This window comes from Xanthomonas theicola, from assembly GCF_014236795.1.
Lineage (GTDB): Bacteria > Pseudomonadota > Gammaproteobacteria > Xanthomonadales > Xanthomonadaceae > Xanthomonas_A > Xanthomonas_A theicola.
Genome location: NZ_CP049017.1, coordinates 3701572 through 3724582, shown reverse-complemented (window position 1 = coordinate 3724582; position 23011 = coordinate 3701572). Strand labels below are relative to the sequence as shown.

The window sequence follows — 23011 nt, the reverse complement described above, 5'->3', positions numbered from 1 at the left end:
CGCCCCGCGCGGTCGCTGCCCGATGCCCTTTTCCCGGACGCCGCCGAGCCTGCTGTCGTGGTGCTGCGTCGCCGCCGGCGCGCCGGCGCGCACGTTGTACCGCTGCGTGCGCGACGCTACGGCCAGCCTGGCGCCGCGCCGGAGCCGGGCGCGTGCTGCACGCCGAAGCAACTCGGCGATGCCGCGATCGGCACGCCCAACCTGTGGGGCAACATGGGCGCGTTCAGCGGCATGCTGTACGAGCGCGAGCAGGACGGGCGGCTGGTGTGTACTCCACGCGCAACCTGCCGGGCGCGCCGGTACCTGCGCTTCACCGCCGTCCCACCGCCAGGCGAGATCGCGCATCTGGGCCTGGGCAAGGTCGGCGCAGCACGGTTTAACGTGCATGCCGGGCAGTTCCGCGCCGCCGCGCGCGCCACCGGCGTCGACGATGCGTGGCTGCGCGCGATCACGCACGCCGAAAGCGGCTTGGATGCCGCAGCGGCGTCGCCGAAGGGCGCGCAAAGGGGTGATGCAGCTGATGCAGGAAAGCGGCGAAGGAGTATGGCGTGGCCGACCCGTTCGCCGCCGGCCGGTCGATCGCCGGCGGCGCGCGCGACATGCAGTCGCTGCTGCGCCGCTGCCGGGGCGACCGCCTCCTCGCCGCCGCCGCGTACAACGCGGGCATCGGCACCGTGGCGCGCACCGCGGCGTGCCGCCGTATGCGCAGACCTGCGAGTACATCGACAAGGCGATGGCGCCGTACCAGCGCCATCGCGCGGCGATGGGCATCGGCGCGCAGACCCCGGCGCAGTAGCGTGCCCGCGCGCCGGCAGCGCGCAGCGCTACGCCCGTCGCGCGCGGGGCCGGGGCGCGAGAAGCACGTTCGCTGTCGGCCACGCCGACCGCGCGCGACGGCTGGCCCAGCACGGCTTCGGCCCGCTGATGGGCGCGCGGCCGGTGCGCGGGCCGGCCCGGACCGCCGGCGCCGGCCATGGCGGCCGCGTTCAGCGCCTGGCCTGCAGCGCCACTTCCTCGTACGGTTGCACCACCACCCAGCCCTCGCCGGCGAAGCGCAGTTGGATGCTCTCGCCGGAGCCGCGCCCCAGCAGCGTGCCCAGGCTGAGGTCGGCGACGATCTTCGGGGTCAGCCCGCCGGACCAGGCCACGGTGGCGTTGGGGTCGGTGAACACCGGGCCGCTGTGCCCGTTGACCGGCAGCGTCAGCGGTTCGTAGTGCGAGGTGATGGCGACGATGCCGTGGCCGCTCAGGCGCACGTTGAACAGGCCGCCGGAAAGCATGCCGGCGACCCTGCGCATCATGGCGATCCGGCTGTCGATGCCGGCTTCGGTGGCGAGTACGTCGTTGCCGTTGACGAAGATCGATTCGCCGGCCAGGCGCAGCAGGGTGATCTTCTTGCCGGCGTCGGCCAGGTACACGCGGCCCTGGCCTTGGACCTTCATCAGTTGCATGCCTTCGCCGCTGACCGCCTTCTTCAGCAGGTTGCCCAGGCCCTGTTCGATCAGTCCCTGGCGGGTGAACTTGACCGCGCCCTTGCGCGCCACCATGGTCCCGGCCTTGGCCCAGACCAGGCCGTCCAGGCGTACTTCCAGCAGGTGCGGGCTTTCCAGTTCGAACGCGTCGGCGCAGGCGTCCTTCTCGCGCGAGGCGGACAGGAAGTCCGCCAGGGTAGGGATGCTCATCCTCGGTCCTTGGGTGCGGGCAAGGATCGCAGCATACCGGTCGCCCGCCGCGTCAGGGCGTGGCCGGCTCCGGCTGCCGGTGCCGGTGCCGGTGCGCGGCCGCGGCGGCCGGTGCCGGCGCGGCTGGCGCGGCGTACAGGTCCAGCAGCAACAGGGTCACGCCGTTGGTCCAGCCGAAGCCGTCCTGCAGCGCGTATTCGCCGCCGCCGCCGCCGCTGGCCTGCGCGTCCATGCCGTACTTCTCCACCAGCTTGTGCTGCTGCGCGAACAGCGCCTGCACCCGCGCCAGGAAGCGGCTGCCGATGCGTTGCGCCAGCGCGTCCTGGCCGTAGCGGCGCAGTCCGTTCACCGCGATCCACTGCAGCGGCGCCCAGCCGTTGGGCTCGTCCCACTGCTGGCCGGTGTGCAGCCGGGTGCTGGCCAGGCCGCCGGGGCGCAGCAACTGCGCCTGCACGGTGGCGGCGCTGCGCCGGGCGCGCGCCGGCGAAGCCACGCCGACGAACAGCGGATACAGCGCCGCGGCGGTGATCTGGTCGCGCAGCCGGCGTTGCTGCCAGTCGTAGTCGGCGTAGTAGCCGGCCTCGCTCCACAGGTGCTTGTCGATCGCGCGCTTGCGCGCGCCGGCCAGCGCCGCGTAGTCGGTGTCGCAGCCGGCGGTGCCGGGGTTCTTGGCGCAGGCCACGGCCAGGGTGGTCTCGAGGTGGTAGAGCAGGCTGTTGAGGTCGACCGGGACGATGGCGGTGGTGCGGATCGTGGCCAGCGTCCTGCGGTCGCCGAGCCAGCGGCTGGAATAGTCCCAGCCGCTTTCGGCGCCGGCGCGCAGGTCGCGGTAGACCTCGGCGGCCGGGCGGTCCTTGGCTTGGGCGGCGGTGCGCACGTCGTGCAGCCAGGCTTCCGGGCGCGGCGTGTCGCGCGCGTCCCAGTAGCGGTTGAGCAGGCTGCCGTCGGCCAGCCGCACCGCGTGCGCATGGGCCTGGCCGGGCGCCAGCGACTGCGCGCCTTCCATCCAGTACGCGTGTTCCTTCTGCAACTGCGGCAGGTAGCGCGCGTAGGCGGCGTCGCCTTCCACCCTGGCCTGCAACTGCACCATGTGCGAGAAGAACGGCGGCTGCGAGCGGCTCAGGTAATAGCTGCGGTTGCCGTTGGGGATGTGCCCGTAGGTGTCGATCAGGTAGGCGAAGTTGTCCAGCATCTGCCGGCTGCGTTCGGTCTCGCCGCTCTCGACCAGACCGAGCATGGTGAAGTAGGAATCCCAGTAGTAGACCTCGCGGAAGCGCCCGCCCGGGACCACGTAGGGGTGCGGCAGCGACAGCAGGCTGCTGTGCGCCGGCACGTCCACCTGGCGCCGCACCAGCAGCGGCCACAGCGCGTCGATGTGCTCGCGCAGGTCGGTGTCCTGGCGGATCGCCTCGGTCTGCACCGGGCCGGATTCCTCGAAGTTGGCGGCGACGAAGCGGCGCAGGTCGAAGCCCGGCTGCTGGCGCTGGGCCAGGTAGTCGGCGTTGATCAGCGCCGGGTCGCGCAGCGGCAGCGCGTCGACGAAATGCTTCTGGTCGTCGAACAGTTCCTGCTGCTGCACCGCCTGGAACAGTTCCGGGTAGGCCAGGTCCGGGGTCGGCGGCGCGGGCGCAGGCGTAGTCTGCATCGCGGTCGGCGCGGCTTGCGCCGAGGCAGGGTCGCAACTGACCAACAGCAGGCCCAGCGACAAGCTCAGCAACGGCGTGCAGCAGGGAGGTGCGGCATGGCTCATGTCGGGTCCAGAGCAGGATGCGTGCGGCATGGTAAACGACCCAGGAGGAGGCGGGTGACCGGCGGCTGTGGCCGCCGCCGGCCGCACGCGGGCGAAGGAGGGGGAACACGCAGCGGTCCGGGCCGAGGCACGGCGCCGGCAGCCGATCTGACCGCCATATCGGCCGGGCGCCGGCGGGCTTGAACCAGCGTTGCCGGGAGCTGCCGGGAGCGATGCAAGACTGGGGCCGCCGGTGCGGCGGCGGGGTCTGGCTGTGCGGGCCCGGCGGCCGCCCGCACAGCCGGGGCGGCGGGCGGCCGTGCCATGCGCGGCGCGGGACCTGCGCGACCGGGGATGGTGCGGGATGCCGGCGAGCGCGGGCCGCGCCGCCGGCCGGTGGTGCCGGCGGGTCGCGGCGCGGTCAGGCAGTTCCGCCTGTCGCCGAGCGGGTCCACGTCGCCGAGGAACGCCTGCAGCAGCGGCGCGACGCGGTACAGGCGTGTGTCGTGGGCGATCGTGCGCGGCGGCTCGGCCGCCAAGCGGAAGTCCGCCGGCACGCTGTCGGCCCAGCGTTGTGCCGGTAGCCGGCGGGACGATGCGCGCGGCAGAACGGGAATCGATCTCGACCGCGTCGAAGCGGATGGCATAGCGCGCCAGCTGGCTGGCGCCGTCGCCGACCAGCGTGCGCTGCGTGCCGGCGATCGACCAGCCGGCGCGCCGACGCGGATGAGGGGCCGGGGGCGGCGTTGCGCGGCGAAACGGTCGGTATCGGAGCAGGCGGCGGGGACGGGGTCCCGGGATAGCAAGCGCCGCGGCCAAGTGCCGCGAAGGCGCTGCCCGGTCCGCTCGCCGGGTGCGCACCGCAACGAGAAGCAAGCGGGCCGGGTCGCGTGCCGCCGCGCTCGCATATCGCGTCGCGGAACCGGGACGTCGGCGCGCGCACCGCAGACGACCCCGCGGCTGCCGGCCGGCGCCGCGCATGGCCGGGAACTCCCGGCCATGCGCGGGCCGTCTCACTGCCTGCCGGCGTCCTTGGCGCCCGCCTTGACCGGCCGGCCGTCGCTGTCCAGCACCTGCACCTCGCCCAGCTTCAGCGCGCGCACCGGCGCCTCGATCTGCTTGAGGTCGCCGACGATGACCCAGGTCATCGCCTGCGGTACGACGATCTCCTTGATCGCCGCTTCCGCGGCGCGCTGGTCGATCCCTTCCAGGCGCGCCTTCAGGGTCTGCACGTAGTCGTCCGGACGCCCGTACTGCACGATGCCCTCGAGCGCGCCCAGTACCGCGCCGGTGGTCTCGAAGCTGCCCGGCAGGGCGCGGATGCGCTGGTTCTTGATCTTGCCGATCTCGTCGGCGGTCAGTGGTTTGTCGCCGACCACGGCCTTGGCTTCCTTCAGGATCTCGGCCGCCGACTCGGCGGTCTTGTCGGTCTGCACCGGGGCGAAGAACAGGAACGGGCGCTGGCCCTGCGCGTCCAGCATGAAGCTGTTGGCGCCATAGGCCCAGCGCTTGTCCTCGCGCAGGTTCATGTTCAGCCGCGAGGTGAAGGTGCCGCCGAAGGCGCCGTTGGCCACGCCGATGGCCAGGTTGTTCGGCGCTTTGGTCGAGGGCGCCAGCAGGCCGGCCAGGATCAGCGACTGCGGCGCGTCGCTGCGGTGGATCAGGAACACGCGCGGCTCCGGTTGCGCGGCGACCTGCGGCAGCGTCTTGCTCGGGCGGCGGGCGGCCGGCGGCTGCCAGTCGCCGAACGCCGCGTCCAGCTGCGGGATGATCTGCGCCAGGGTGGTGTCGCCGGCGACCAGGATGCGCAGGTTGTCCGGGCGCAGCCAGGCGTCCTGGAACGCGCTCAGGTCGCTGGCGGACAGGCTCTCGATCGCCGCCTCGGTGCCGCTGCCGGTGAGCGGCACGCCGTAGGGGTGCCGCGGGCCATACAGCAGCGGCGGCAGGGTGCGCAGCGCCAGGCCCTGCGGTTGGGTCTTCTCCTGCGCGATGGAGGCCAGCCACTGGCCGCGGATGCGCTCGATGTCCTCGGCCTTGAACGCCGGGTTGCGCACGATGTCGGCAAATAGCGCCAGCGACGGCGCCAGTTGGTCGTTGAGCGCGTCGAGCGAGGCGGCGCAGCTGTCCAGCTCGCACGCCACGCTGGTGATCGCGCCCAGGCGCTGGCGCCGCTGCGCCACTTCCACCGAATCCAGGCTGCGGGTGCTCTCGTTCATCAGCGCGGCGGTGAAGTTGGCGGTGCCGAGCTTGCCGCCCTGGTCGACCGCATAGCCGGCGTCGAACAGCAGTTCGACCTGGGTCACCGGGATGGTGTGGCGCTCGGCCAGCACCACCTCGATGCCGTTCTTGAGCTTGCCGCGCTGCAGCGGCGGGAAGCGCAGGCTCGGGAACGCGCTGGTCTCCGGCACGCCGGCGGCGCGGTCGAGCTGGTGCTTGCCGACGCTGTAGCTGGCCTTGGCCGGCAGCTTGGGCGCGGGCTTGCCGTCGGCCGCCGGCAGCGGCTTGACCGCCTTGTCCTCGGCCGCCGCGTCGAAGCCCGCGGTGGCCGGCAGCACGGTCAGCAGGTAGTCGCCCTTGCCGAACCAGGTGGCGGCGGCCTTGCGCACGCTGGCCGCGGTGGCGGCCTGGGCGCGTTGCAGGTCGTGCTTATAGGCGCCCGGATCGTTGCGGTAGACCTGACCCTCGGCCAGGATCGCGGCCTTGCCGCTGAAACCGCCGACCTTCTCCAGGCCGCGCACGAAGCCGGCGCGGGAGGCGACCTGCGCGCGCTGCAGTTCGTCGGCGGTCGGGCCTTCGGCGAGGAATGTGCGCAGTTCGTCGGCGATGGCGGCCTCGACCTTGGCCGGGTCCACGCCGTCCTTCACGTCGGCGCTGATCTGCAGCTGGCTGGCCAGCGCGAACGGCTGCAGCGAGGCGGAGACGTCGTCGACCAGCCTGTCGCGGTAGACCAGGCGCTGGTACAGGCGGCTGGTCTTGCCGCCGCCGAGCACGGTGGTGGCCAGGTCCAGCAGCACCGCATCGTCGGTGCCCAGCTGCGGCGCCACCCAGGTGCGGTAGATGCGCGGCTGCGCGACGTGGTCGTGCTGCACGCCGCGGCGCTGCTTGGCCAGCGGGGTGATCCACGGCTGCTGGCGCGGCACTGGCCTGCCGGCGGGGATGTCGCCGAAGTACTGCTCGGCCTTGGCCTTCGCCTGGGCCACGGTGATGTCGCCGGCCAGCACCAGGGTGGTGTTGGCGGCGCCGTAATTGTCGTGGAACCACTGCTTGACGTCGTCCAGCGAGGCCGCGTCGAGGTCTTCCATCGAGCCGATGGTGTCGTGCTGGTAGGGATGGTTGGCCGGGAAGAGGTTGGCCAGGATGTTCTGGTCCACGCGGCCGTACGGACGGTTCTCGCCCTGGCGCTTCTCGTTCTGCACCACGCCGCGCTGGGTGTCCAGTTCCTTCTGCCCGATCGCGCCGAGCAGGTGGCCCATGCGGTCGGACTCCATCCACAGCGCCATGTCCAGGGCGGTGGTCGGCACGGTCTCGAAATAGTTGGTGCGGTCGAACCAGGTGGTGCCGTTCATGTCGGTGGCGCCGACCTTCTCGAACGGCTGGAAATAGCTGCCCTTGTGGTTCTCCGAGCCGGAGAACATCAGGTGTTCGAACAGGTGGGCGAAGCCGGTCTTGCCGGCCGGCTCGTCGCCGGAGCCGATGTGGTACCAGATGCTCACCGCCACCACCGGCGCCTTGTGGTCCTCGTGCACCACCACGGTCAGGCCGTTGCGCAGGGTGAAGCGGGTGTAGGCGATCTCCGGGACGGTGGCCTTGGCGGCCAGTGCCGGCGGCGCGGCCATGGCCGGGGCGGTCGCGGCGCCGACGCCGAGGGTGAGAATGCTGGAGATCAACAGCGACAACGGTCGGGGCATGGGCCTGGCCTGACGAGGAGAATGGACCAGCATAGAGGGCGCGCGCTGGACCCGGAACGTGACTGATGGCATGGCGGTGGCGCGCTGCCGCGCAGCGCCGCCGGCCGCTGCCGCTCGGCGGCCGGCGGACGCGGCGGGGTCAGCGCGCGGCGCAGAAGCCGAACTCGGTCGTGGCGCCGGGCGCCAGGGTCTTGCTGGAGCCGACGCCGGCGGCGGTGAGGGTGGTGCCGGACTGGCTCCAGCTGGCGTTCCACAGGGAGGCGACGGTGCCGCTGATCGACAGCGACACCGACCAGTCGGCGGCCGCGGCGCCGTCGTTGGTCACCTGCACGCGGTGGCAGTAGCCGGCGTTCCAGTCGCTGTCGACCAGGGTCTTGCTGTGGAAGCTGGCGCCCGGGGCCGGCGTGGGAGTGGGCGTTGGCGCGGTGCGGCCGGAACTGCCCCATAGCCTGTTCAGCAGGGCGATTTTGTCGGTCCGCACCGAGGTCCAGTCGTCGTTGAGGATGCCGCCGGTGTCGCCGCTGTCCGGGTTCCACGACCAGTAGAACCCGCTGTGGATGCCCTTGCCGATCAGGTAGTCGACCAGCGCGTTGTGCCAGGCCACGTCCAGCGCGTTGCCCCGGCCGTACTTGCCGCCGAACTCGCCCAGCAGCAGCGCGTGGCCGGACTGCACGAACTGGCCGAAATGCCGCTCCCAGATCGCCGGCATGTTGGCCGGGAAATTGCCGGCGCCGAAGTAGGACTGCATGTACGTGTCCGGTCCGTACACGTGCGGTGCCAGCAGCAGGCGGTTGGCCGGAATGGCGAGCGGGGTGCAGGCCAGCGGTTCCAGGTTGCCGCCCCAGAAGTGGCCGCCGCTGCTGGAGCAGGCCGGATTCTCGCCGATGCCTTCGACCACGATCAGCCATTTCGGCGCCACCGCCAACACCGCCGCCGAGACGCGTTCGGCCGCCTTGTTCCAGTCGGTGGCGATGTTGCCGGCGCCCCAGGTGGCGGCGCCGTGCGGCTCGTTCTTCAGGTCCAGCCCGATCACCCCCGCCACGCCGGCGTAGCGCTTGGCCACCAGGCGCAGGTCCTCGAGCCATTGCCGCTCGCTGTAGGACGGGGTGTACCACAGCTCGGAGATCGCGTTGCAGTCCGGGGTGTGGTGGTCGAGCAGCACGTACATGCCGCGGCCGCTGAGTTCGCCGATCACCTTGTCCAGCACCTGCAGCGCGGTCAGGCCCCGCAGGTCCGGGTTGCGCGCATAGTCGATGCTGCCCGGCGCGGCGCCATGCAGGGTCTGCGGGCAGAATGGCAGGCGCACCGCATTGAAACCCAGGTGCTGCATCTGCGCGATCATCTCCTTCCAGTTGCGCGTCCACAGGCCATGCACGACGTGCTCGTTGGTCTCGAAGCCGAACCAGTTGACGCCGCGCAGCTGCACCGCGTTGCCTTTGTCGTCGACCACCTTGCCGCCGGCGATGGCGTAGCTCCAGGCCGACCCGCTGGCGGCCAGCAGTGCTGCGGCCAGCAGGCAACGGGTGATGCGGGATTTGGTCGATGGCGACATTGGTTCTGTTGTTCTCCGAAAGCGGCCGGTCCAGGCGGGATCGGCCAAGATTGCGAGCGCCCGTGCTGCGCAGGGCCGCCATCATCGAGAGCGGTCGTGGCCGGCGTCGTGACTGGCGGCGCAGAAGGACGCATTGTCTACGGGTGCTGCGCGGCGCCCGGCACGCGTGGCATGCCGGCGCCGCGCCCGCTACACTCGCAGGCGGCACATCAACCGAGGGGCAAGCGTGAGGCGACCGATCGTGAGCATGCTGGCGTTGGCGGTATCGAGCGGTGCGATGGCGGCGCCGGCCGCGCCGCACTTCGACACGCAGCGCATTTCCGCCGACGTCAAGACGCTGGCGTCCGACGCCTACGAAGGCCGCGCGCCGGCCACGCCGGGCGAGAACAAGACCGTGGCCTACCTGAGTGCGCAGTTCCAGGCCGCGGGCTTGCAACCCGGCGGCGACCTGCGCGACGGCAAGCGCCTGTGGACGCAGGCGGTGCCGCTGCGCCGCGCCGACATCGTCGGCACCCCGCAGGTGGCGATCGCGGCCGGCGGCCAGCGCCGGGCGCTGATCCAGGGCCGGCAGATCGCGCTGCGCGCCGCGCTCGACGGCAGTGCGCAGGTCGCCATCGACGGCGCGCCGCTGGTGTTCGTCGGCTACGGGGTGAAGGCGCCGGAGCGCGACTGGGACGACTTCAAGGGCGTGGACCTGACGGGCAAGATCGCGGTGGTGCTGATCAACGACCCGGACTTCGAGACCGGCAAGGGTGCGTTCGACGGCAAGGGCATGACCTACTACGGCCGCTGGACCTACAAGTACGAACAGGGCGCGCGCCAGGGCGCGGCCGGCGTGCTGATCGTGCACGAGAGCGCACCGGCCTCCTACGGCTGGGTCACGGTCGCCAGCTCCAACACCAGCAGCATGTTCGACGTGGTCCGCGACGCTCCCAAGGCCGCGCATCCGGCGCTGGAAGGCTGGATCCAGCGCGCTCTGGCGGTGGATCTGTTCAAGCGCGCCGGGCTGGATTTCGAGGCATTGAAGAAGCAGGCGCAAACGCGCCAGTTCAAGCCGGTGGAGCTGAAGGGCGAACGGCTGTACGCCGACTATGCGGTGAAGTCGCAGGTCATCACCTCGCACAACGTGGTCGCGCGGCTGCCCGGCAGCACGCATCCAGACGACAGCGTGATTTACACCGCGCACTGGGATCACATCGGCGCCGGCGCGGCGGGCGCCAACGGCGACCGCATCTTCAACGGCGCGCTGGACAACGCCAGCGGCACCGCCGCGCTGCTGGAACTGGGCCGGGTGTTCGCCAAGGGGCCGGCGCCGCAGCGCTCGGTGGTGTTCCTGGCGGTCACCGCCGAGGAGAAGGGCCTGCTCGGCTCGGAGTACTACGCGTCCAAGCCGCTGTATCCGCTGGCGCGCACGGTGGCGGTGATCAACATGGACGGCATGAACCCGTTCGGCCCGTCGCGCGATTTCGGCATCTACGGCACCGCCAAACTGGACCTGCTCGAGGACCTGAAGACGCTCGCCAAGCGCTGGGACCTGCGCTACACGCCGGACCCGAAGCCGGAGGCCGGCTATTTCTTCCGTTCCGACCACTTCTCCTTCGCCAAGCGTGGCGTGCCGGCGCTGTCGTTCTCGGCTGGGCAGGACTGGGTGGACGGCGGGATCAAGGCCGGCAAGGCGGCCGCCGACGACTACACGGCCAAGCGCTACCACCAGCCCGGCGACGAATGGCTGCAGAGCTGGACCTTCGCCGGCGCCGCGCGCGACCTGCAGGTGCTGTACACGCTGGGCGCGGAGCTGGCCAACTCGCCGCAATGGCCGAACTGGAGCGGCGATTCGGAGTTTCGCGCCACCCGCGACGCCAGCGCGGCGCAGCGGCAGTCCGACGCCCCGGCGTGGTGAACCCCCAGGTGTCGGTGCCTGCGGCCGAGCCGCGGGCGGTCCCGGCCGGAGAGCGGGACCGCCTCGCCGGGCTTGCGCCGGACCAGGCCGTCGATCCGTTGCCGCGCTGGCTGGTCTACAGCGGGGTGGTGCTGGCGTTTCCGATCGCTGGCCCGCCGCTGGGCACGCTGGTGGTCGGCGTGCCGGTGGCCATCGTGTGGTCCGGGGACGGCCTCTCCGTCAACGCCCTGCTGCTGGCGCTGATGATGGCGCTGTTTTCCTATGCGTTCGGCGCGCTACCGGCGTTGCTGACCGGCCTGCTGGCCGCGCGCTGCTGGCCGCGCCTGCGCGGCTGGCGCGCGCATCTGCGCCTGGGCCTTGCCGCCGCGCTGCTGTCGGCGGTCTGCGTCGGCGCGGCCATCGCCCTGCTGAGCAGGGTGCCGGCACCGGCCCACCAGGTCGCCATTGCGCTGGCCTTGTGCGCGCTGGCCGGCTTCGTCGGCAGCCTCCTGGTCTCGCGCCTGCTGCAGGCGTTGCGCGGCGGCTGAGCCGGCGCGGCGCCTCAGCCGGCGCTGGCCTGCTGCAGCGACGGCGTGCGCCAGCCGGCGCGCACGCCCCAGAAATAGAAGCCCAGCGCGACCACGGCGACGACGACCAGGTCCGGTCCGTAGGACAGGTAGCCATGCCCGCCGAAGGTGGTGCTGCCGGCCCACGACAGCAGCGCGATGGTCGGCAGGTAGGCGATCAGCCAGCTGGCGCCGCGCAGGTGCCGGCCGACATCCTGCCAGCCCTGGCGGTGCTGGTAGTAGGCGTACACCGGCAGCGCCACCAGCATCAGCACGATGACCTCGCCGGTCAGCGGCCAGCGCGCCCAGTACAGCAGCTCGGTGGCCAGCACGAAGGCGACGGCGGCCAGCACCGGCAGGCCGACGATGCGCAGCGGGCGGTGCGTCTCCGGCGCGTGGCGGCGCAGCGCCATCGCGCTGATCGGGCCGGTCAGGTAGGAGATGATCGTGGCCACCGAGATCACCGCCGCCAGCGTGCCCCAGCCGCGGAAGAAGAACAGGAACAGGTAGGACACCGCCAGGTTGAAGAACATCGCCGGGCGCGGCACGCCCCAGTGCGGATGCAGCTTGCCCAGCACCGCCGGCAGGGTGCCGTTGCGCTCCATGCCGTAGATCATCCGCGCGGTGGTGGCGGTGTAGGTGATGCCGGTGCCGCTGGGGCTGACGAAGGCGTCCACGTACAGCAGCATCGCCAGCCAGTGCAGGTTGACGATGATCGCCAGCTGCGCGAACGGCGAGCGGAAATCGATGCCGTGCCAGCCGGCCTTGGCCAGCAGCTCCGGCGGCACCGCGCCGATGTAGGCCACCTGCAGGATCAGGTAGATCACCGTGGCCAGCGCGATCGAACCGAGCACCGCGAACGGAATGCTGCGCCCCGGATCGCGCGCCTCGCCGGCTAGGTTCACCGGGCTCTGGAAACCGTTGAAGCTGAACACGATGCCGGCGGTGGCCACCGCGGTCAGCACCGCGGCGAAATCGAGCGTATGCGCGCCGCCGTGCAGGCCGACGCTGAAGTTCTCGCTGTGGAAGCCGCTGGCGACCAGCGCGATGCCGGTCAGCGCCGGCACCACCAGCTTGAACACGGTGATCAGGCTGTTGGAGCGGGCGAACAGCTTCACGCTCCAGAAGTTCAGCAGGAAATACACCAGCACCAGCACCGCGGCGATGGACAGGCCGGGCACCGACAGTTCGCCGCCGCCGCCGGGCTGCTGCACGTACAGATCCTGCGCCCATCGCCACGGCCAGGAGGCCATGTACTGCACCGAGGCCTCGGCTTCGATCGGGATCACCGACACGATCGCGATCCAGTTGGCCCAGCCGGCGATGAAGCCGACCAGCGAACCGTGCGAGTAGTGGCTGTAGCGGACCATGCCGCCGGACTCGGGGAACATCGCGCCCAGTTCGGCATAGGCCAGGGCGATGGTGGTGACGATCGCCGCGCCCAGCAGCCACGCCCAGATCGCCCCCGGGCCGGCCAGCCCGGCGGCGCGCCAGGCGCCGAACAGCCAGCCGGAGCCGATGATCGAGCCCAGGCCGGTCAGCATCAGGGCGAACGGGCCGACATCGCGGCGCAGGGCGGTTTGGGTCATGGCATCGTTCCTGACGGCGACGGCAGCGGGAAACCGGCAATGATCGCAGAAGCGGGCGGCTGTCGCACGGTTCGGGAATGGGGACTGGGGACTCGGAAAAGCGCAGCGGCGCGACCTGACGCTTTACCGACCTTCCTTTCTTCGAGTCCCGAGTCCCCGGTCCCGAGTCCCGCAACGCTTACGCAAGCTTTACGCCGCAGGCACCTCAACGAATAGCGCGCTTACGCACCCCACGCCTAGAGTCTGCGGCGTCCTTTCCGTTGGATGTGTTCCATGTCGATTCTGTTGATCCAAGGTCCGCACCGCGGTGCGCCGGCCATTGCCGTGGCCCGGCGGCTGGCCGGCGCGTCCGGCGCCCGCGTGGTGCCGGTGGCCTGCGCCGATGCGGCGCAGATCGTGGCGCGGCTGCAGCAGGGCGCGCACGACGAGACCGAACTGGTGCTGCTGGATTCCGGCGAGCTGCCGGCCGCGGACCTGGCCGAGCAGGGCGCGCAGCTGCGCGAGGCGCTCGACGCCCTGGGCCACCCCTACATCGAGGTGCACGACGCCAGCGCGCAGGCGCTGGAGCCACTGCTGCATCCGCGTCACGCACCGCTGCTGACGGTGATCGCCAACGGCGCGCTCGCCGACGGCTACGCGATCGCGCTGGGGGTGGCCGCGCGCCGCCTGGGCGCGCCTGCGGCGGCGGCCGGCTGAGGGCGCCGCCATGTCGATCCTGTTGCTCCGCGGCCCGGACTGCGTGGCCGGCCATCGCGGCCGCCCCGCGCGCATCGCGCCGCGGGTGATGGCTCAATTGCTCGCGCACGCCGGCCGCGCCGGCAAGACCCTGGCGGTGCGCGGCTGCGCCAGTGAGGCCGAACTGCTGCTGGCGCTGGCGCAGGTCGACGCGGCGCGCGTGGAGATGCTGCTGCTGGATCCGGGCGCCTGCTCGGACAGCGCCGCCACCGCCGCTGCGGTCGCACACCTGGACCGGCCGTACGTGGAAGTGCACGACGATGCCTGCGACCAGCGCGAACCCTGCCTGTGCGCGGTTTCGCGGCAGCGCGTGGGACAGGTCGGCGGCTACTGCGCGCAGAGCTATGCGCTGGCGCTGTCGATCGCGCTGGAACACCTGGGCTGCAACGGCTACGAAGGCGATGTCCACGTCGGCACCTGAGCGCGCGCGCCACTACCTGGCCGACTACGACGCCTACAGCTACGGCCAGCGCGTGGCCTGGGGCACGCTGGCGCACAGCTGGGACGAAGACCTGCCGCTGGATCCGCAGTCGTTGCTGCGGCAACTGCGCATGCAGGCGGCGCAGCGGCACGGCGTGGACAGCGACGACATCCGGATCCGCAGCGTCAGCCGCCTGTAGCAGGGGCCAGCCATGCGGGCGCGGCCTGCTTCGCAGAGGCAGCGGGACTCGGGACTCGGGACTCGGGACTCGGGACTCGGGACTCGGGAAAAGCTTAACCCAGCCATGCCGGCGCGGCCCGCTTCGCAGAGGCAGGACGGCGGCGGCGCGGCGGCGTGGCGCAACCGGTGCGGGCGGGTGTTTGCTAGGCTAGCGGGCGCTCCCGGTCGCGCCGCGGCCAGCGCAGCAGCCAATGCCGCCGCGTCCGGCGGCGGCGCTGGCCGGCGCGGCGCCCGGGCTGTCGCCACCTCACTTGGATAGGTGTCCACGCAATGCGTGTTGTGCCGTCGGTCCAGCGTTTGTGCGTGTCCCTGCCGCGGCGCATCCGCGGGACGGGCAAGGCGCCGAGCATGCACGCGATCCGTGCCGTCGCCCCCGGTCCGCCGCGGCGGCGCGCATGACCGCGACGCCGGCGTCCCGCCGCCTGCGCGACAGGCTGGCCGCGTTCCTGCGCCTGCCGCGTTTCGAACGGTGCCTGCTGCTGCCGACGTGGATGGTGCTGGGGCTGGCCCGTGCGGCGGTGCTGGGCCTGGGCTTCCGGCGCCTGGCGCCCTGGCTGGGACGGCGGGTCGCGCTGCCGCCGCCGTTGCCGGCGCTGGACGCGCGGGCGCAGCGCCGCGCGCTGCAGATCGGGCGCACCCTGCGCCTGGCCGCACGGCATACGCCGTGGCGGTCCAACTGCCTGGTGCAGGCACTGGCCGCGTGTTGCCTGCTCGGCTTGTTCCGGGTCGCCCATGTGCTGTGCTTCGGCGTGGCGCGGACCGCGGACGCGTCGCGGCAGCTGCAGGCCCATGCCTGGGTGGTCGCCGGTAGCCTGCGCGTCACCGGCGGTGGCGGCATCGAACGCTTCGCCCAGGTGGGCTGCTTCGTGGCGCGTGCGGGGCCGGCGCGGTGACGGCGTGGCGCGCATTGGCCAGGTTGCTGGAGTGGGCGCCGCGCTCGCGCCGACTGGGCCTGGTCCTGCTGATGCTGCTGGCCGGCGCCAGCGAAGGAGTCGGCGTGCTGCTGCTGGTGCCGTTGCTGGGGGCGTTGCAGGGCGATGCCGGCGTTGGCGGCAGCGCGATCGCGCGCGGCGCGGTCCAGGCCATCGCCGCGCTCGGGCTGCCGCCGGCGTCGCCGCTGCCGCTGCTGGCGCTGTTCTGCGTGCTGGTGCTGCTGCGCAATGCGATCCAGCATGCGCGCGAGCACGCGGCCGCGCGGCTGCAGCAGGACGTGGCCGAGCGCTTGCGCGAGGCCGGGTTCGCCGCGTTGCTTGGCGCGCAGTGGCGGTGGCTGGTCGCCCAGCGCAGCGCCGCTCACGCCAGCCTGATGCTCGGCGACGTGGCCCGCATCGGCGTCGGCTTGGGGCATGGGCTGGGCTTGCTGGCCTCCGCGGCCACGGCGGCGATCTATCTGCTGGCGGCATTCGCGCTGTCCTGGAAGCTGGCGCTGGCGGCGACGCTGAGCGGGGCGTTGCTGCTGGCGCTGCTGCTTGGCCAGCGCCGTGCCGTGCTGGCCCTGGGGCGCCGGCTGACCCAGGCCAGCCAGCGCCTGCACGCCGGCCTGCACGACAGCCTGGCCGGCTTGCGCCTGGCCAAGATCCTCGGCGCCGAAGCACGCTACCGGGCCCGATTCGCCCGCGCTGCCGGCGCGCTGCGCGACCAGCAGCTGCGTTTCGCGTCCGCGCTCAGCTTGTCCAAGGCGCTGTTGCAGAGCGCCGGCGCGGTCCTGCTGGCGGGCTACGTGTATCTGGGTCTGCAGGTCTGGCAGATACCGGTCGCCGAACTGCTGGCGCTGGTGCTGGTCTTCGCGCGCCTGCTGCCGCTGTTCGTCTCGGTGCAGCAGCAACACCAGCAATGGCTGCATGCGATGCCGGCGTTCGCCGAGGCCGAGCGGCAACTGGCGCAGGCGCGCGCCTGGGCCGAGCCGGATGCGCAGGCCGACGCGCCGGTCGCGGTGGGCGCGACGATCGCCTTGCGCGCGGTCGAGGTGCGTTACGCCGGCCGCGTGGCGCCGGCCCTGGACGCGGTGTCGGTGACGCTGCCGGTGCGCACCACCACCGCGATCGTCGGCGCGTCCGGTGCCGGCAAGAGCACCCTGGCCGACGTGCTGTGCGGCCTGCTCGGCGCCGATCGCGGTGCGCTGGAGATCGACGGGGTGCCGCTGGACGCGCGCATGCGCCGTGCCTGGCGGCGGGCGGTGGCCTACGTGTCGCAGGAGACGTTCCTGTTCAACGACAGCATCCGCAACAACCTGCTGCTGGCTTCGCCGCAGGCTGGCGATGGCGCATTGCGCGAAGCGCTGGAGCAGGCCTCCGCGCAGTTCGTGCATGACCTGCCGCGGGGCTGGGACAGCGTGGTCGGCGACCGCGGCGTGCAGTTGTCCGGCGGCGAGCGGCAGCGCCTGGCGCTGGCGCGCGCGCTGCTGCAGCGCCCGGCGCTGCTGATCCTGGACGAAGCCACCAGCGCGCTGGACCACGACAACGAGCACCGCATCCGCGCGGCGATCGAGCGCCTGCATGGCGATCTGACCGTGGTGGTCATCGGCCATCGCCTGGCGTTGCTGGAACGCGCGGACAGCGTGGTGGTGCTGGAACATGGCCGGGTGCGTGCGCAGGGGCGATGGAGCGAGGTGGCGCCGGCCTGGATGGGCGCGCGATGAACCGTCGGCGCGGATGGAGGCGCCGATGACCTGGGCGATTCCACCGGGTTGGCGCGCAGGCGCCGGGGCGCTGTCGGCGCAGTGGCTGTCGATCCTGTTCGCCGCGGCGGTGTCGCTGGGCCTGTCGGTGTGGCTGGCGCGCGGCATGCAGCCGGCCGGGTTCGGCCGCTACGCCTATCTGCTGAGCGTGGCCACGCTGCTGGCGCTGGCGCAGGACGCCGGGCTGCGCACTCTGGTGCTGCGCGAACGGGTTGCCCCCAGTCCGGGGCTGGCCGCGTTCGACGCGGCGCTGCCCGGGCTGGCGCGCGGCCACCTGCTGCTGGTCACGCTGCTGCTGGTCGGCGCGAGCGGCGCGCTGGCGCCGTTCTACGGCGATCCGGCGCTGCCCTGGGCGGTGCTGTGCTTCGCTGCGGTGACCCTGTCGCAACTGGTCTCGGCGCAGCTGAAGGGGGCGGGCCAATGGCGGCGCGAGGCGCGCTGGCAGGCCGGCGCGCGCGCGCTCAGTGCGCTGTCGATCGTCGCCGCGGTGCTGCTGCTGGGCGCGGCGCCGGGCGTGGTGTTCGGCGCCTGGGGGCTGGGCCTGTTGCTGGCCTACGCGCTGCTGCGCCAGGACCTGCGCGACCGGCCGCAGTGGCGGCCGCAGGCGCCGGTCTATCGCGCCGCGGCCGGCTTCCTGTGGATCGATCTGGCGACCTGCCTGTACCGGCGCAGCGACATCGTGATCCTGCATCGCGTCGTGGCGCCGGCCGAGGTGGGCCAGTACGCCGCGGCGTATCGCTTGTTCGACGGCGTGCTGCTGCTGGTCGCGCCGCTGGCGCTGTGCTTCTTCCGCCGGCTGCGGCTGACGCGCGGCGACGCCGCCGCCGCGCGGCGCCTGCAAGGCCGCACCTTGCTGGTCGCCGCCATCGCGGGCGCGTTGCTGGCGCTGTGCGGCGCATGCCTGGGGCCGTGGGCGATCGGCGTGCTGTACGGCGCGGCGTACCAGCCGCTGGCCGGTGCGCTGGTCGCCTGGCTGTTCGCCGCCTTCGTGTTCGTGCTGCCCAACTATGTGTTGACCCAGGCCGCGATCGCGCTGGACCGCGAGCGCTGGTACGTGCTCGGCGCGAGCCTGGCGGCGGCCACCAATCTGGCGCTCAACCTGGCGTTGGCGCCGCGCTACGGGACGCATGGCGCCGCCGCCGCGGCGATCGCGACCGAGGCGGTGCTGGGCGCGACGTTGTGGCTGGGACTGCGCAGCGCGCAGCGCAGCCCGCGTTGACGCCCGACCGCATTGCCGCGCTCGCGGCGCCTGTGGCACAGTGCCGGCGCATCCGCTCGCCGGCGTGGCCGGATGCGGTCCCGTCGCGGATCCCGGCAGCGTGCCGGATGGGCGCTCCACCTTGCACTTGCACTTGAACAACGGCGACTGCTCCGATGCCAGGCTTAGACGATGTGCGTGACCGCAGCGACGACGCGTCGCTGGGCGACCTGCTGCTCGGCGTGTTGCGTTTCTACCGCCAGTTCGGCCGCTTGCTGATCCCGCTGGCGTTGTCGGTCGCGGCGATGGCCGGCGTGCTGGCCTGGCTGCGCCCGGCGTACAGCGTCACCGCGCTGCTGGAAGTGCCGCAGATGCCGCTGGAGCAATGGCGCCAATTGCAGCCGATGCTGTCGGATCGGGATCTGGTGGCCGATTCGCTGGCCGGCGCGGCGCTGCCGGCCGCGCAGCGCGAGCGGCTGCAGCAGCAGTTCCTGCAGCCGCGGTACTGGGAGACGCGGATCAGCTACCGCAGCACGGTCGAACGCGAGGATATCCGCCAGCAGGTCAACATCGACCCCAAGACCGTGGGCGCGCTGGGGTTGCAGGTGTCGCTCAACGCGCGCGACGACGCCGCGGCCGCGCAGCAGTTGCAGGCGATCGCGCGGCATGTCCGCCAGGTCATGCTGTGGCGCGGCCTGCGCGACTACCTGGACGCGCTGCGCCAGCAGACGCTGGAGAAGCGGCCGCAGCTGCAGATTGCGCAGATCGAGCAGCAGTTCGCCATCGAGCAGAGCACGCAGCAGGCGGCCGAGATGCAGAAGCTGCTGGAGCAGTATCCGCAGCTGCGGCGCAGCGAGGTCAATACCGTGGTGTCGGTCGGCGACGGCGGCGGCAAGTACCTGTCGCCGCTGGCGCAAATCGTGGCGTTGCAGGCCACCATCACCGAAACCCGCGCGAATCTGCGCCAGGCGCAGCGCGAGCTCGAGCAACTGGACTGGAGACAGCGCTTCCTCGACCGGATCGATCCGCAGGCGCGCGCGCTGCATTCGGGTTCGGCCTTGGCCGACTTGCTGCAGGCGCGCAGGCGCGCGCTGTTCGCCGATGCCGCCGCGGGATCGTCGGCGCAGCGGCAGGTCGCGCGCGAGCTCGAGTTGAATCTGGCGCAGCAGCGCTGGCGCGTGCAGCAGGTCCGCTACAAGGCGGTGCCGGCGCTGTCGGCGTCGCCAGTGCCGTCGCGGCGTCCGTTGCTGGTCGCGGCGGTGGCGTTCGCCGGCGCGCTGCTGGCGCTGTCGCTGGCGCTGGCGCTGTACGTGGCGATGCGGCGCCTGGGCGAGACCGGCGAGCAATGGTCCGCACAGCGCGATCCGCTGTTCGCCTGGCTGCCGGCCGGGCTGCGCAGCCGGCTGCTGCGGCCGGTGCCCGCTGCGCCAGGGCCGCAGCGCGGATGAGGCGGGTCCTGGTCACCGGCGCCGCCGGCATGATCGGGCGCCGGGTGGCCGCCGCGCTGCTGCGCCGCGGCGATGCGGTGGCGGGCCTGGACGATCTGTCCAGTGGCATGGCCCTGCCGGACGGGCTGAGTGCGGCTGCGATCGCCGACGTGCGCGATACCGCGGCGGTGGCAGCGTTGCTGCGCGATTTCCGTGCCGATGCGCTGCTGCACCTGGCGGCCGTGCACCATATCCCGACCTGCGAATCGCAGCGCATGCACTGCCTGCAGGTGAACGTGGTCGGTACCGAAAGCGTGCTGCACGCGGCCGCGGAGACCGCGCTGGAGCAGGTGGTGCTCGCCTCCAGCGGCGCGGTCTATGCGTGGGCGGCGGCGGCCTTGAGCGAAGCCGGCAGCCCCACCGAGGCGCGCGACAACTACGCCTTGTCCAAGCTGTGCAACGAGGGCCAGCTGCGGCTGTGGTGCGAACGCGGCGCTGGCCGTCGCGGGCGCGTGGCGCGGCTGTTCAACAGCATCGCCCACGACGACCCGAATGCGCACCTGATTCCCGAGGTGCTGGCGCAGCTGCGCGCCGATCCGGCGGCGGCGCCGGTGGTCCGGCTGGGCAATCTGCAGCCGCGCCGTGACTACCTGCATGCCGACGATGCCGCCGCGGGCCTGCTGGCGCTGCTCGACGACGCGCGCCCGGCGCCGGCCTTCGACGTGTTCAACCTGTGCTCCGGCGTGGAGTGCTCGGTTGCCGAACTGGTTGCCGAAATCGGCGATCTGCTCGGGCGCCGGGTGCGCGTGCAAGTGGATCCGCTGCGCCGCCGCGCGCTCGATCGCGCGCATCAACTCGGCGATCCGGCCAAGGCGGCGGCCTTGCTCGGTTGGCGTGCCCGCTGGGACCTGCGCCAGGCGCTGCGGCGCACCCTGTTCCCGGAACAGGCGGGCACCGCGCGGCCGTGAGCGCGCGGGACCTGGTCAATCTCGCCGGTGCCGACCTGGTGGCGGAGCCGGTCGCGCATTTCGTCAAGGACGGCTTCCTGGAGCCGCCGCGCTTCGCTGCCTTGCGCGACAGCTTTCCCGGCCGCGATGCATTCGCCGCTCCGGAGGTGGCGCGGTTGGCTGGCGGCCGCAGCGACCTCGAACCCGGCATGGAGGGCTACCGCCGCTTCCTGGCGGCGACGCCGGTGTGGCGCGACGGCATGGCCCCGGTCGCATTCGCGCGCCTACGCCGAGTTCCTGCTCGATGTGTTCGCGCCGTCCCTGCGCGCGCTGTCGAAATGGCGCCCGGCGTCGCTCGCGCCCCATCCGGACAGCGCCTATCTGCGTCGGCAGCGGCCACTGGGTGCGGCGTTGGCGCGCGCCGCGCGCCATCCCGGGGCCGCGCCTGGACCGGTTCGCATATCGCGGCATCGCCGCCTGCGCGGGCGCTTCTTCCTTGACGGCTGCGCCATCGCCAGCGCGTGGGACGGCGATGCGCAACCGGCGCACCGCGACACCCCGGACCGGATCATCGTCGACCTGGTGTATTTCAACGACCGGTCCGCCACGGCGGTGGTCGCGGCGGCGAGTTCCGCTTGTATCGGCCGCAATCCGGCGCGCGGCTGCGCGACGGGAGATGGGCCATTCCGGAGCAGGTCCGGCCGCTGCTGCGGGCGCCGCCGCGCGCCAACCTCGGGGTCGGGCTGCTCAATGTCCACGGCCTGCTGCACAATGGCGAAGCGTTCGCCGCCGGCAGCCAGCCGCGGCGCTTTTTGCATCTGGCGCTGAGCAAGTGCGACCCGCCCTATCCGTGGTGATCGCGACCGTGCCTGCGGCATTGCGCTGGCCGAGAGGAAGCCGCGATACTGCCGGTTCCCGCCCATCGCGCGATCTCCGCTTGCCCCCGACGCCGATCCAACGCCGCCCATTCGCCCATCGCCGTTGCCGGGCGGGGTGCGCGCCGCGGCGCGGCGGACGAGCGCGGCGCGCGCGGCACGCGTTCGCGCCGCATGTTCCGGCCACGGCGACCTGCGCCCGTCCGTGACCGCGGCCCGGCGCCTGCGCACGGGGTTCGTCGCGGGCGCGGTGCTGTATACGCTCGGCCAGGGCTGCACGCTGCTGTTGCAATGGCTGCTGCTGCGCCAGTTCGGCCTGCACGGCTACGGCGAGGTGGGACTGGCGCATCTGGCGTTGCCGACGGTACTGTTCCTCGCCGACCTGGGCTACGGCTCGCTGTTCCTGCGCGAGGATCCGGCCGCCGCGGGCTGGGCCACCCGCTGGCGGCAGGCGCTGGGCCATCGGCTGTGCGCGACCGTACTGCTGGACCTGCTGCTGTTGGCCGCCGCGTGGCGGCGCACGGCCGGGCACGGCGACGGGTTCGCGTATCTGGTGGCGGCGCTGCCGGCCACCGTGTTCGGCCTGGTCGGCTACTCGGCGCCGCTGCTCGCGCAAGGCCGGCGGATGCTGGGGTTCCTGGTCCAGCAGATCGCCATGCCGGTGGCGATCGTGGCCTGGCTGGCCTTGCGCGCGACGTCCGGCAGCGGCAGCGGCGGTGTCGCCGGCTTGGCGGTGAGCATCGGCTACCTGGTGCAGGCGCTGGTCAACGTGGCGGCGTTCGGCGGCCCGTTGCGCCTGCTGGCACCGCGTCGCGGCGGCGGCCGGCGCCTGATCGGCGCGGCGCTGCACCTGTCGCTGCTGGGGATCGCGGGCCTGCTGCACGACCGGCTGACACCGGTGCTGCTGGCATCGATCGCACCGGCGGTCCTGCCGGGCTATCTGATCCTGGGCTACGCGCTCAGCGGCGCCAGCGGCGTGTTCAACCAGTTCAACCGGCTGCTGCTGGCCGAGGCGGGGACCGAACTGGGCGAGCGCTGGACCCGCGGGCTGGCCTCGCTGGTGCTGGGCCTGTCGGCGCTCGGCGCGCACGCCCTGCTGCTGGCCGCGGCTGGCTGGGATGGCGCCGTGCGCGCCTGGTTGCCGTGGGCCATGCCGGTCCTGGCCGCGGGTGCGGTGTCGTTGCTCAGCGGGGTGCTGTCGGCGCTGTTGATCGGGCGCCATCGCGAACGCGCGCTGCTGTGGCTGTTGCTGTGCGGCCTGTCGTGCAGCGCCCTGCTGCAACTCGCCGCGGCTGCGCAGTCGGCCCCGCAGGTGCTGTTGTGGGCGCGGCTGCTGTGCCTGCTGGCGATCGCCGCGGCCAGCCTGCGCCTGTGCGGCATACGGCTGAATCCCGGCGGCCACGCCGCCGTGGCGTCGGCCCTGCTGGCCTCGGCGCCGTGGCTTGGCACCGGCGCCTGGATGGTCTCGGCGGCGTTGCTGCCGCCGGCGGCCTGGTTCGCATGGCGGCAGCGCGGCTTGCTGCGGGAACGCACGGCGGCCCACGCGCGATGAGCGGCGAGACAGCGCGATCCGCGCCCCGCGGGAG

Annotated in this window: 18 protein-coding genes and 1 pseudogene; 14 read left to right on the top strand and 5 right to left on the bottom strand. The window is 72.6% G+C overall.

Going from position 1 to position 23011, the window contains the following annotated elements; all coding sequences use genetic code 11:
- Window positions 1-22 precede the first annotated feature (22 nt).
- A pseudogene (locus G4Q83_RS17335) lies at window positions 23-796 on the top strand (lytic transglycosylase domain-containing protein).
- A 190-nt stretch (window positions 797-986) separates the two neighbouring features.
- On the opposite strand, the gene G4Q83_RS17330 reads toward G4Q83_RS17335, so the two are convergent.
- From G4Q83_RS17330 to G4Q83_RS17315, 4 genes are all read right to left on the bottom strand, one after another.
- Window positions 987-1682, bottom strand: a complete 696-nt coding sequence (locus G4Q83_RS17330) for an AIM24 family protein (protein WP_128419076.1) — start codon at window positions 1680-1682, stop codon at window positions 987-989.
- 52 nt (window positions 1683-1734) lie between these two features.
- Window positions 1735-3432, bottom strand: a complete 1698-nt coding sequence (gene treA, locus G4Q83_RS17325) for an alpha,alpha-trehalase TreA (protein ID WP_128419077.1) — start codon at window positions 3430-3432, stop codon at window positions 1735-1737.
- 992 nt (window positions 3433-4424) lie between these two features.
- Window positions 4425-7319 carry a M16 family metallopeptidase gene (locus tag G4Q83_RS17320; RefSeq protein ID WP_128419078.1) on the bottom strand — a complete coding sequence of 965 codons (2895 nt, stop codon included), beginning with the start codon at window positions 7317-7319 and terminating at the stop codon, window positions 4425-4427.
- Between the two features lie 139 nt (window positions 7320-7458).
- The gene (locus G4Q83_RS17315) at window positions 7459-8871 is read right to left on the bottom strand and encodes a cellulase family glycosylhydrolase (RefSeq protein WP_128419079.1); all 1413 of its coding nucleotides are present in this window, start codon (window positions 8869-8871) and stop codon (window positions 7459-7461) included.
- A gap of 247 nt (window positions 8872-9118) precedes the next feature.
- Between G4Q83_RS17315 and G4Q83_RS17310 the strand changes: the two genes are divergently transcribed.
- Window positions 9119-10771 (top strand): M28 family metallopeptidase, encoded by a 1653-nt coding sequence (locus tag G4Q83_RS17310; RefSeq protein ID WP_386273591.1) that lies wholly within the window; start codon window positions 9119-9121, stop codon window positions 10769-10771.
- The gene (locus G4Q83_RS17305) at window positions 10765-11298 is read left to right on the top strand and encodes a hypothetical protein (protein ID WP_246432146.1); all 534 of its coding nucleotides are present in this window, start codon (window positions 10765-10767) and stop codon (window positions 11296-11298) included. The genes G4Q83_RS17310 and G4Q83_RS17305 overlap by 7 nt, the downstream gene beginning before the upstream one ends.
- Before the next feature lie 14 nt (window positions 11299-11312).
- On the opposite strand, the gene G4Q83_RS17300 is transcribed toward G4Q83_RS17305, so the two are convergent.
- Window positions 11313-12905, bottom strand: a complete 1593-nt coding sequence (locus tag G4Q83_RS17300) for an APC family permease (RefSeq protein WP_128419081.1) — start codon at window positions 12903-12905, stop codon at window positions 11313-11315.
- Window positions 12906-13178: 273 nt separating this feature from the next.
- Between G4Q83_RS17300 and G4Q83_RS17295 the strand changes: the two genes are divergently transcribed.
- From G4Q83_RS17295 to G4Q83_RS17245, 11 genes are all read left to right on the top strand, one after another.
- The gene (locus G4Q83_RS17295; protein ID WP_128419082.1) at window positions 13179-13601 is read left to right on the top strand and encodes a hypothetical protein; all 423 of its coding nucleotides are present in this window, start codon (window positions 13179-13181) and stop codon (window positions 13599-13601) included.
- Between the two features lie 10 nt (window positions 13602-13611).
- Window positions 13612-14061, top strand: a complete 450-nt coding sequence (locus G4Q83_RS17290; protein WP_128419083.1) for a type II 3-dehydroquinate dehydratase — start codon at window positions 13612-13614, stop codon at window positions 14059-14061.
- A complete protein-coding gene (locus tag G4Q83_RS17285; protein WP_128419084.1) occupies window positions 14042-14260 on the top strand; it encodes a hypothetical protein in 219 nt (72 codons plus the stop codon). The genes G4Q83_RS17290 and G4Q83_RS17285 overlap by 20 nt, the downstream gene beginning before the upstream one ends.
- Window positions 14261-14696: 436 nt before the next feature.
- Window positions 14697-15194 (top strand): lasso peptide biosynthesis B2 protein, encoded by a 498-nt coding sequence (locus G4Q83_RS17280; protein ID WP_128419085.1) that lies wholly within the window; start codon window positions 14697-14699, stop codon window positions 15192-15194.
- Window positions 15191-16939, top strand: a complete 1749-nt coding sequence (locus tag G4Q83_RS17275) for an ABC transporter ATP-binding protein (protein ID WP_246432145.1) — start codon at window positions 15191-15193, stop codon at window positions 16937-16939. Before G4Q83_RS17280 ends, G4Q83_RS17275 begins: the two co-directional genes overlap by 4 nt.
- Before the next feature lie 25 nt (window positions 16940-16964).
- The gene (locus G4Q83_RS17270) at window positions 16965-18197 is read left to right on the top strand and encodes a lipopolysaccharide biosynthesis protein (protein WP_128419086.1); all 1233 of its coding nucleotides are present in this window, start codon (window positions 16965-16967) and stop codon (window positions 18195-18197) included.
- Window positions 18198-18370: 173 nt separating this feature from the next.
- Window positions 18371-19624, top strand: coding sequence for a hypothetical protein (locus G4Q83_RS17265; protein ID WP_246432144.1), 1254 nt, complete (start codon window positions 18371-18373; stop codon window positions 19622-19624).
- Window positions 19621-20571 (top strand): NAD-dependent epimerase/dehydratase family protein, encoded by a 951-nt coding sequence (locus tag G4Q83_RS17260; RefSeq protein ID WP_128419088.1) that lies wholly within the window; start codon window positions 19621-19623, stop codon window positions 20569-20571. The genes G4Q83_RS17265 and G4Q83_RS17260 overlap by 4 nt, the downstream gene beginning before the upstream one ends.
- Window positions 20568-21050, top strand: coding sequence for a hypothetical protein (locus G4Q83_RS17255; protein WP_128419089.1), 483 nt, complete (start codon window positions 20568-20570; stop codon window positions 21048-21050). The genes G4Q83_RS17260 and G4Q83_RS17255 overlap by 4 nt, the downstream gene beginning before the upstream one ends.
- A gap of 135 nt (window positions 21051-21185) precedes the next feature.
- The gene (locus G4Q83_RS17250) at window positions 21186-21407 is read left to right on the top strand and encodes a hypothetical protein (RefSeq protein WP_128419090.1); all 222 of its coding nucleotides are present in this window, start codon (window positions 21186-21188) and stop codon (window positions 21405-21407) included.
- Window positions 21408-21630: 223 nt separating this feature from the next.
- The gene (locus G4Q83_RS17245; RefSeq protein WP_128419091.1) at window positions 21631-22977 is read left to right on the top strand and encodes a hypothetical protein; all 1347 of its coding nucleotides are present in this window, start codon (window positions 21631-21633) and stop codon (window positions 22975-22977) included.
- The last annotated feature ends 34 nt before the right edge of the window (window positions 22978-23011 follow it).

Excerpts from the sequence above, each read along its gene's own strand:
- G4Q83_RS17330 (WP_128419076.1), bottom strand. The coding sequence starts at position 1,682 with ATGAGCATCCCTACCCTGGCGGACTTCCTGTCCGCCTCGCGCGAGAAG.
- treA (WP_128419077.1), bottom strand. The coding sequence starts at position 3,432 with ATGAGCCATGCCGCACCTCCCTGCTGCACGCCGTTGCTGAGCTTGTCG.
- G4Q83_RS17320 (WP_128419078.1), bottom strand. The coding sequence starts at position 7,319 with ATGCCCCGACCGTTGTCGCTGTTGATCTCCAGCATTCTCACCCTCGGC.
- G4Q83_RS17315 (WP_128419079.1), bottom strand. The coding sequence starts at position 8,871 with ATGTCGCCATCGACCAAATCCCGCATCACCCGTTGCCTGCTGGCCGCA.
- G4Q83_RS17310 (WP_386273591.1), top strand. The coding sequence starts at position 9,119 with ATGCTGGCGTTGGCGGTATCGAGCGGTGCGATGGCGGCGCCGGCCGCG.
- G4Q83_RS17300 (WP_128419081.1), bottom strand. The coding sequence starts at position 12,905 with ATGACCCAAACCGCCCTGCGCCGCGATGTCGGCCCGTTCGCCCTGATG.
- G4Q83_RS17295 (WP_128419082.1), top strand. The coding sequence starts at position 13,179 with ATGTCGATTCTGTTGATCCAAGGTCCGCACCGCGGTGCGCCGGCCATT.
- G4Q83_RS17290 (WP_128419083.1), top strand. The coding sequence starts at position 13,612 with ATGTCGATCCTGTTGCTCCGCGGCCCGGACTGCGTGGCCGGCCATCGC.
- G4Q83_RS17285 (WP_128419084.1), top strand. The coding sequence starts at position 14,042 with ATGTCCACGTCGGCACCTGAGCGCGCGCGCCACTACCTGGCCGACTAC.
- G4Q83_RS17280 (WP_128419085.1), top strand. The coding sequence starts at position 14,697 with ATGACCGCGACGCCGGCGTCCCGCCGCCTGCGCGACAGGCTGGCCGCG.
- G4Q83_RS17270 (WP_128419086.1), top strand. The coding sequence starts at position 16,965 with ATGACCTGGGCGATTCCACCGGGTTGGCGCGCAGGCGCCGGGGCGCTG.
- G4Q83_RS17260 (WP_128419088.1), top strand. The coding sequence starts at position 19,621 with ATGAGGCGGGTCCTGGTCACCGGCGCCGCCGGCATGATCGGGCGCCGG.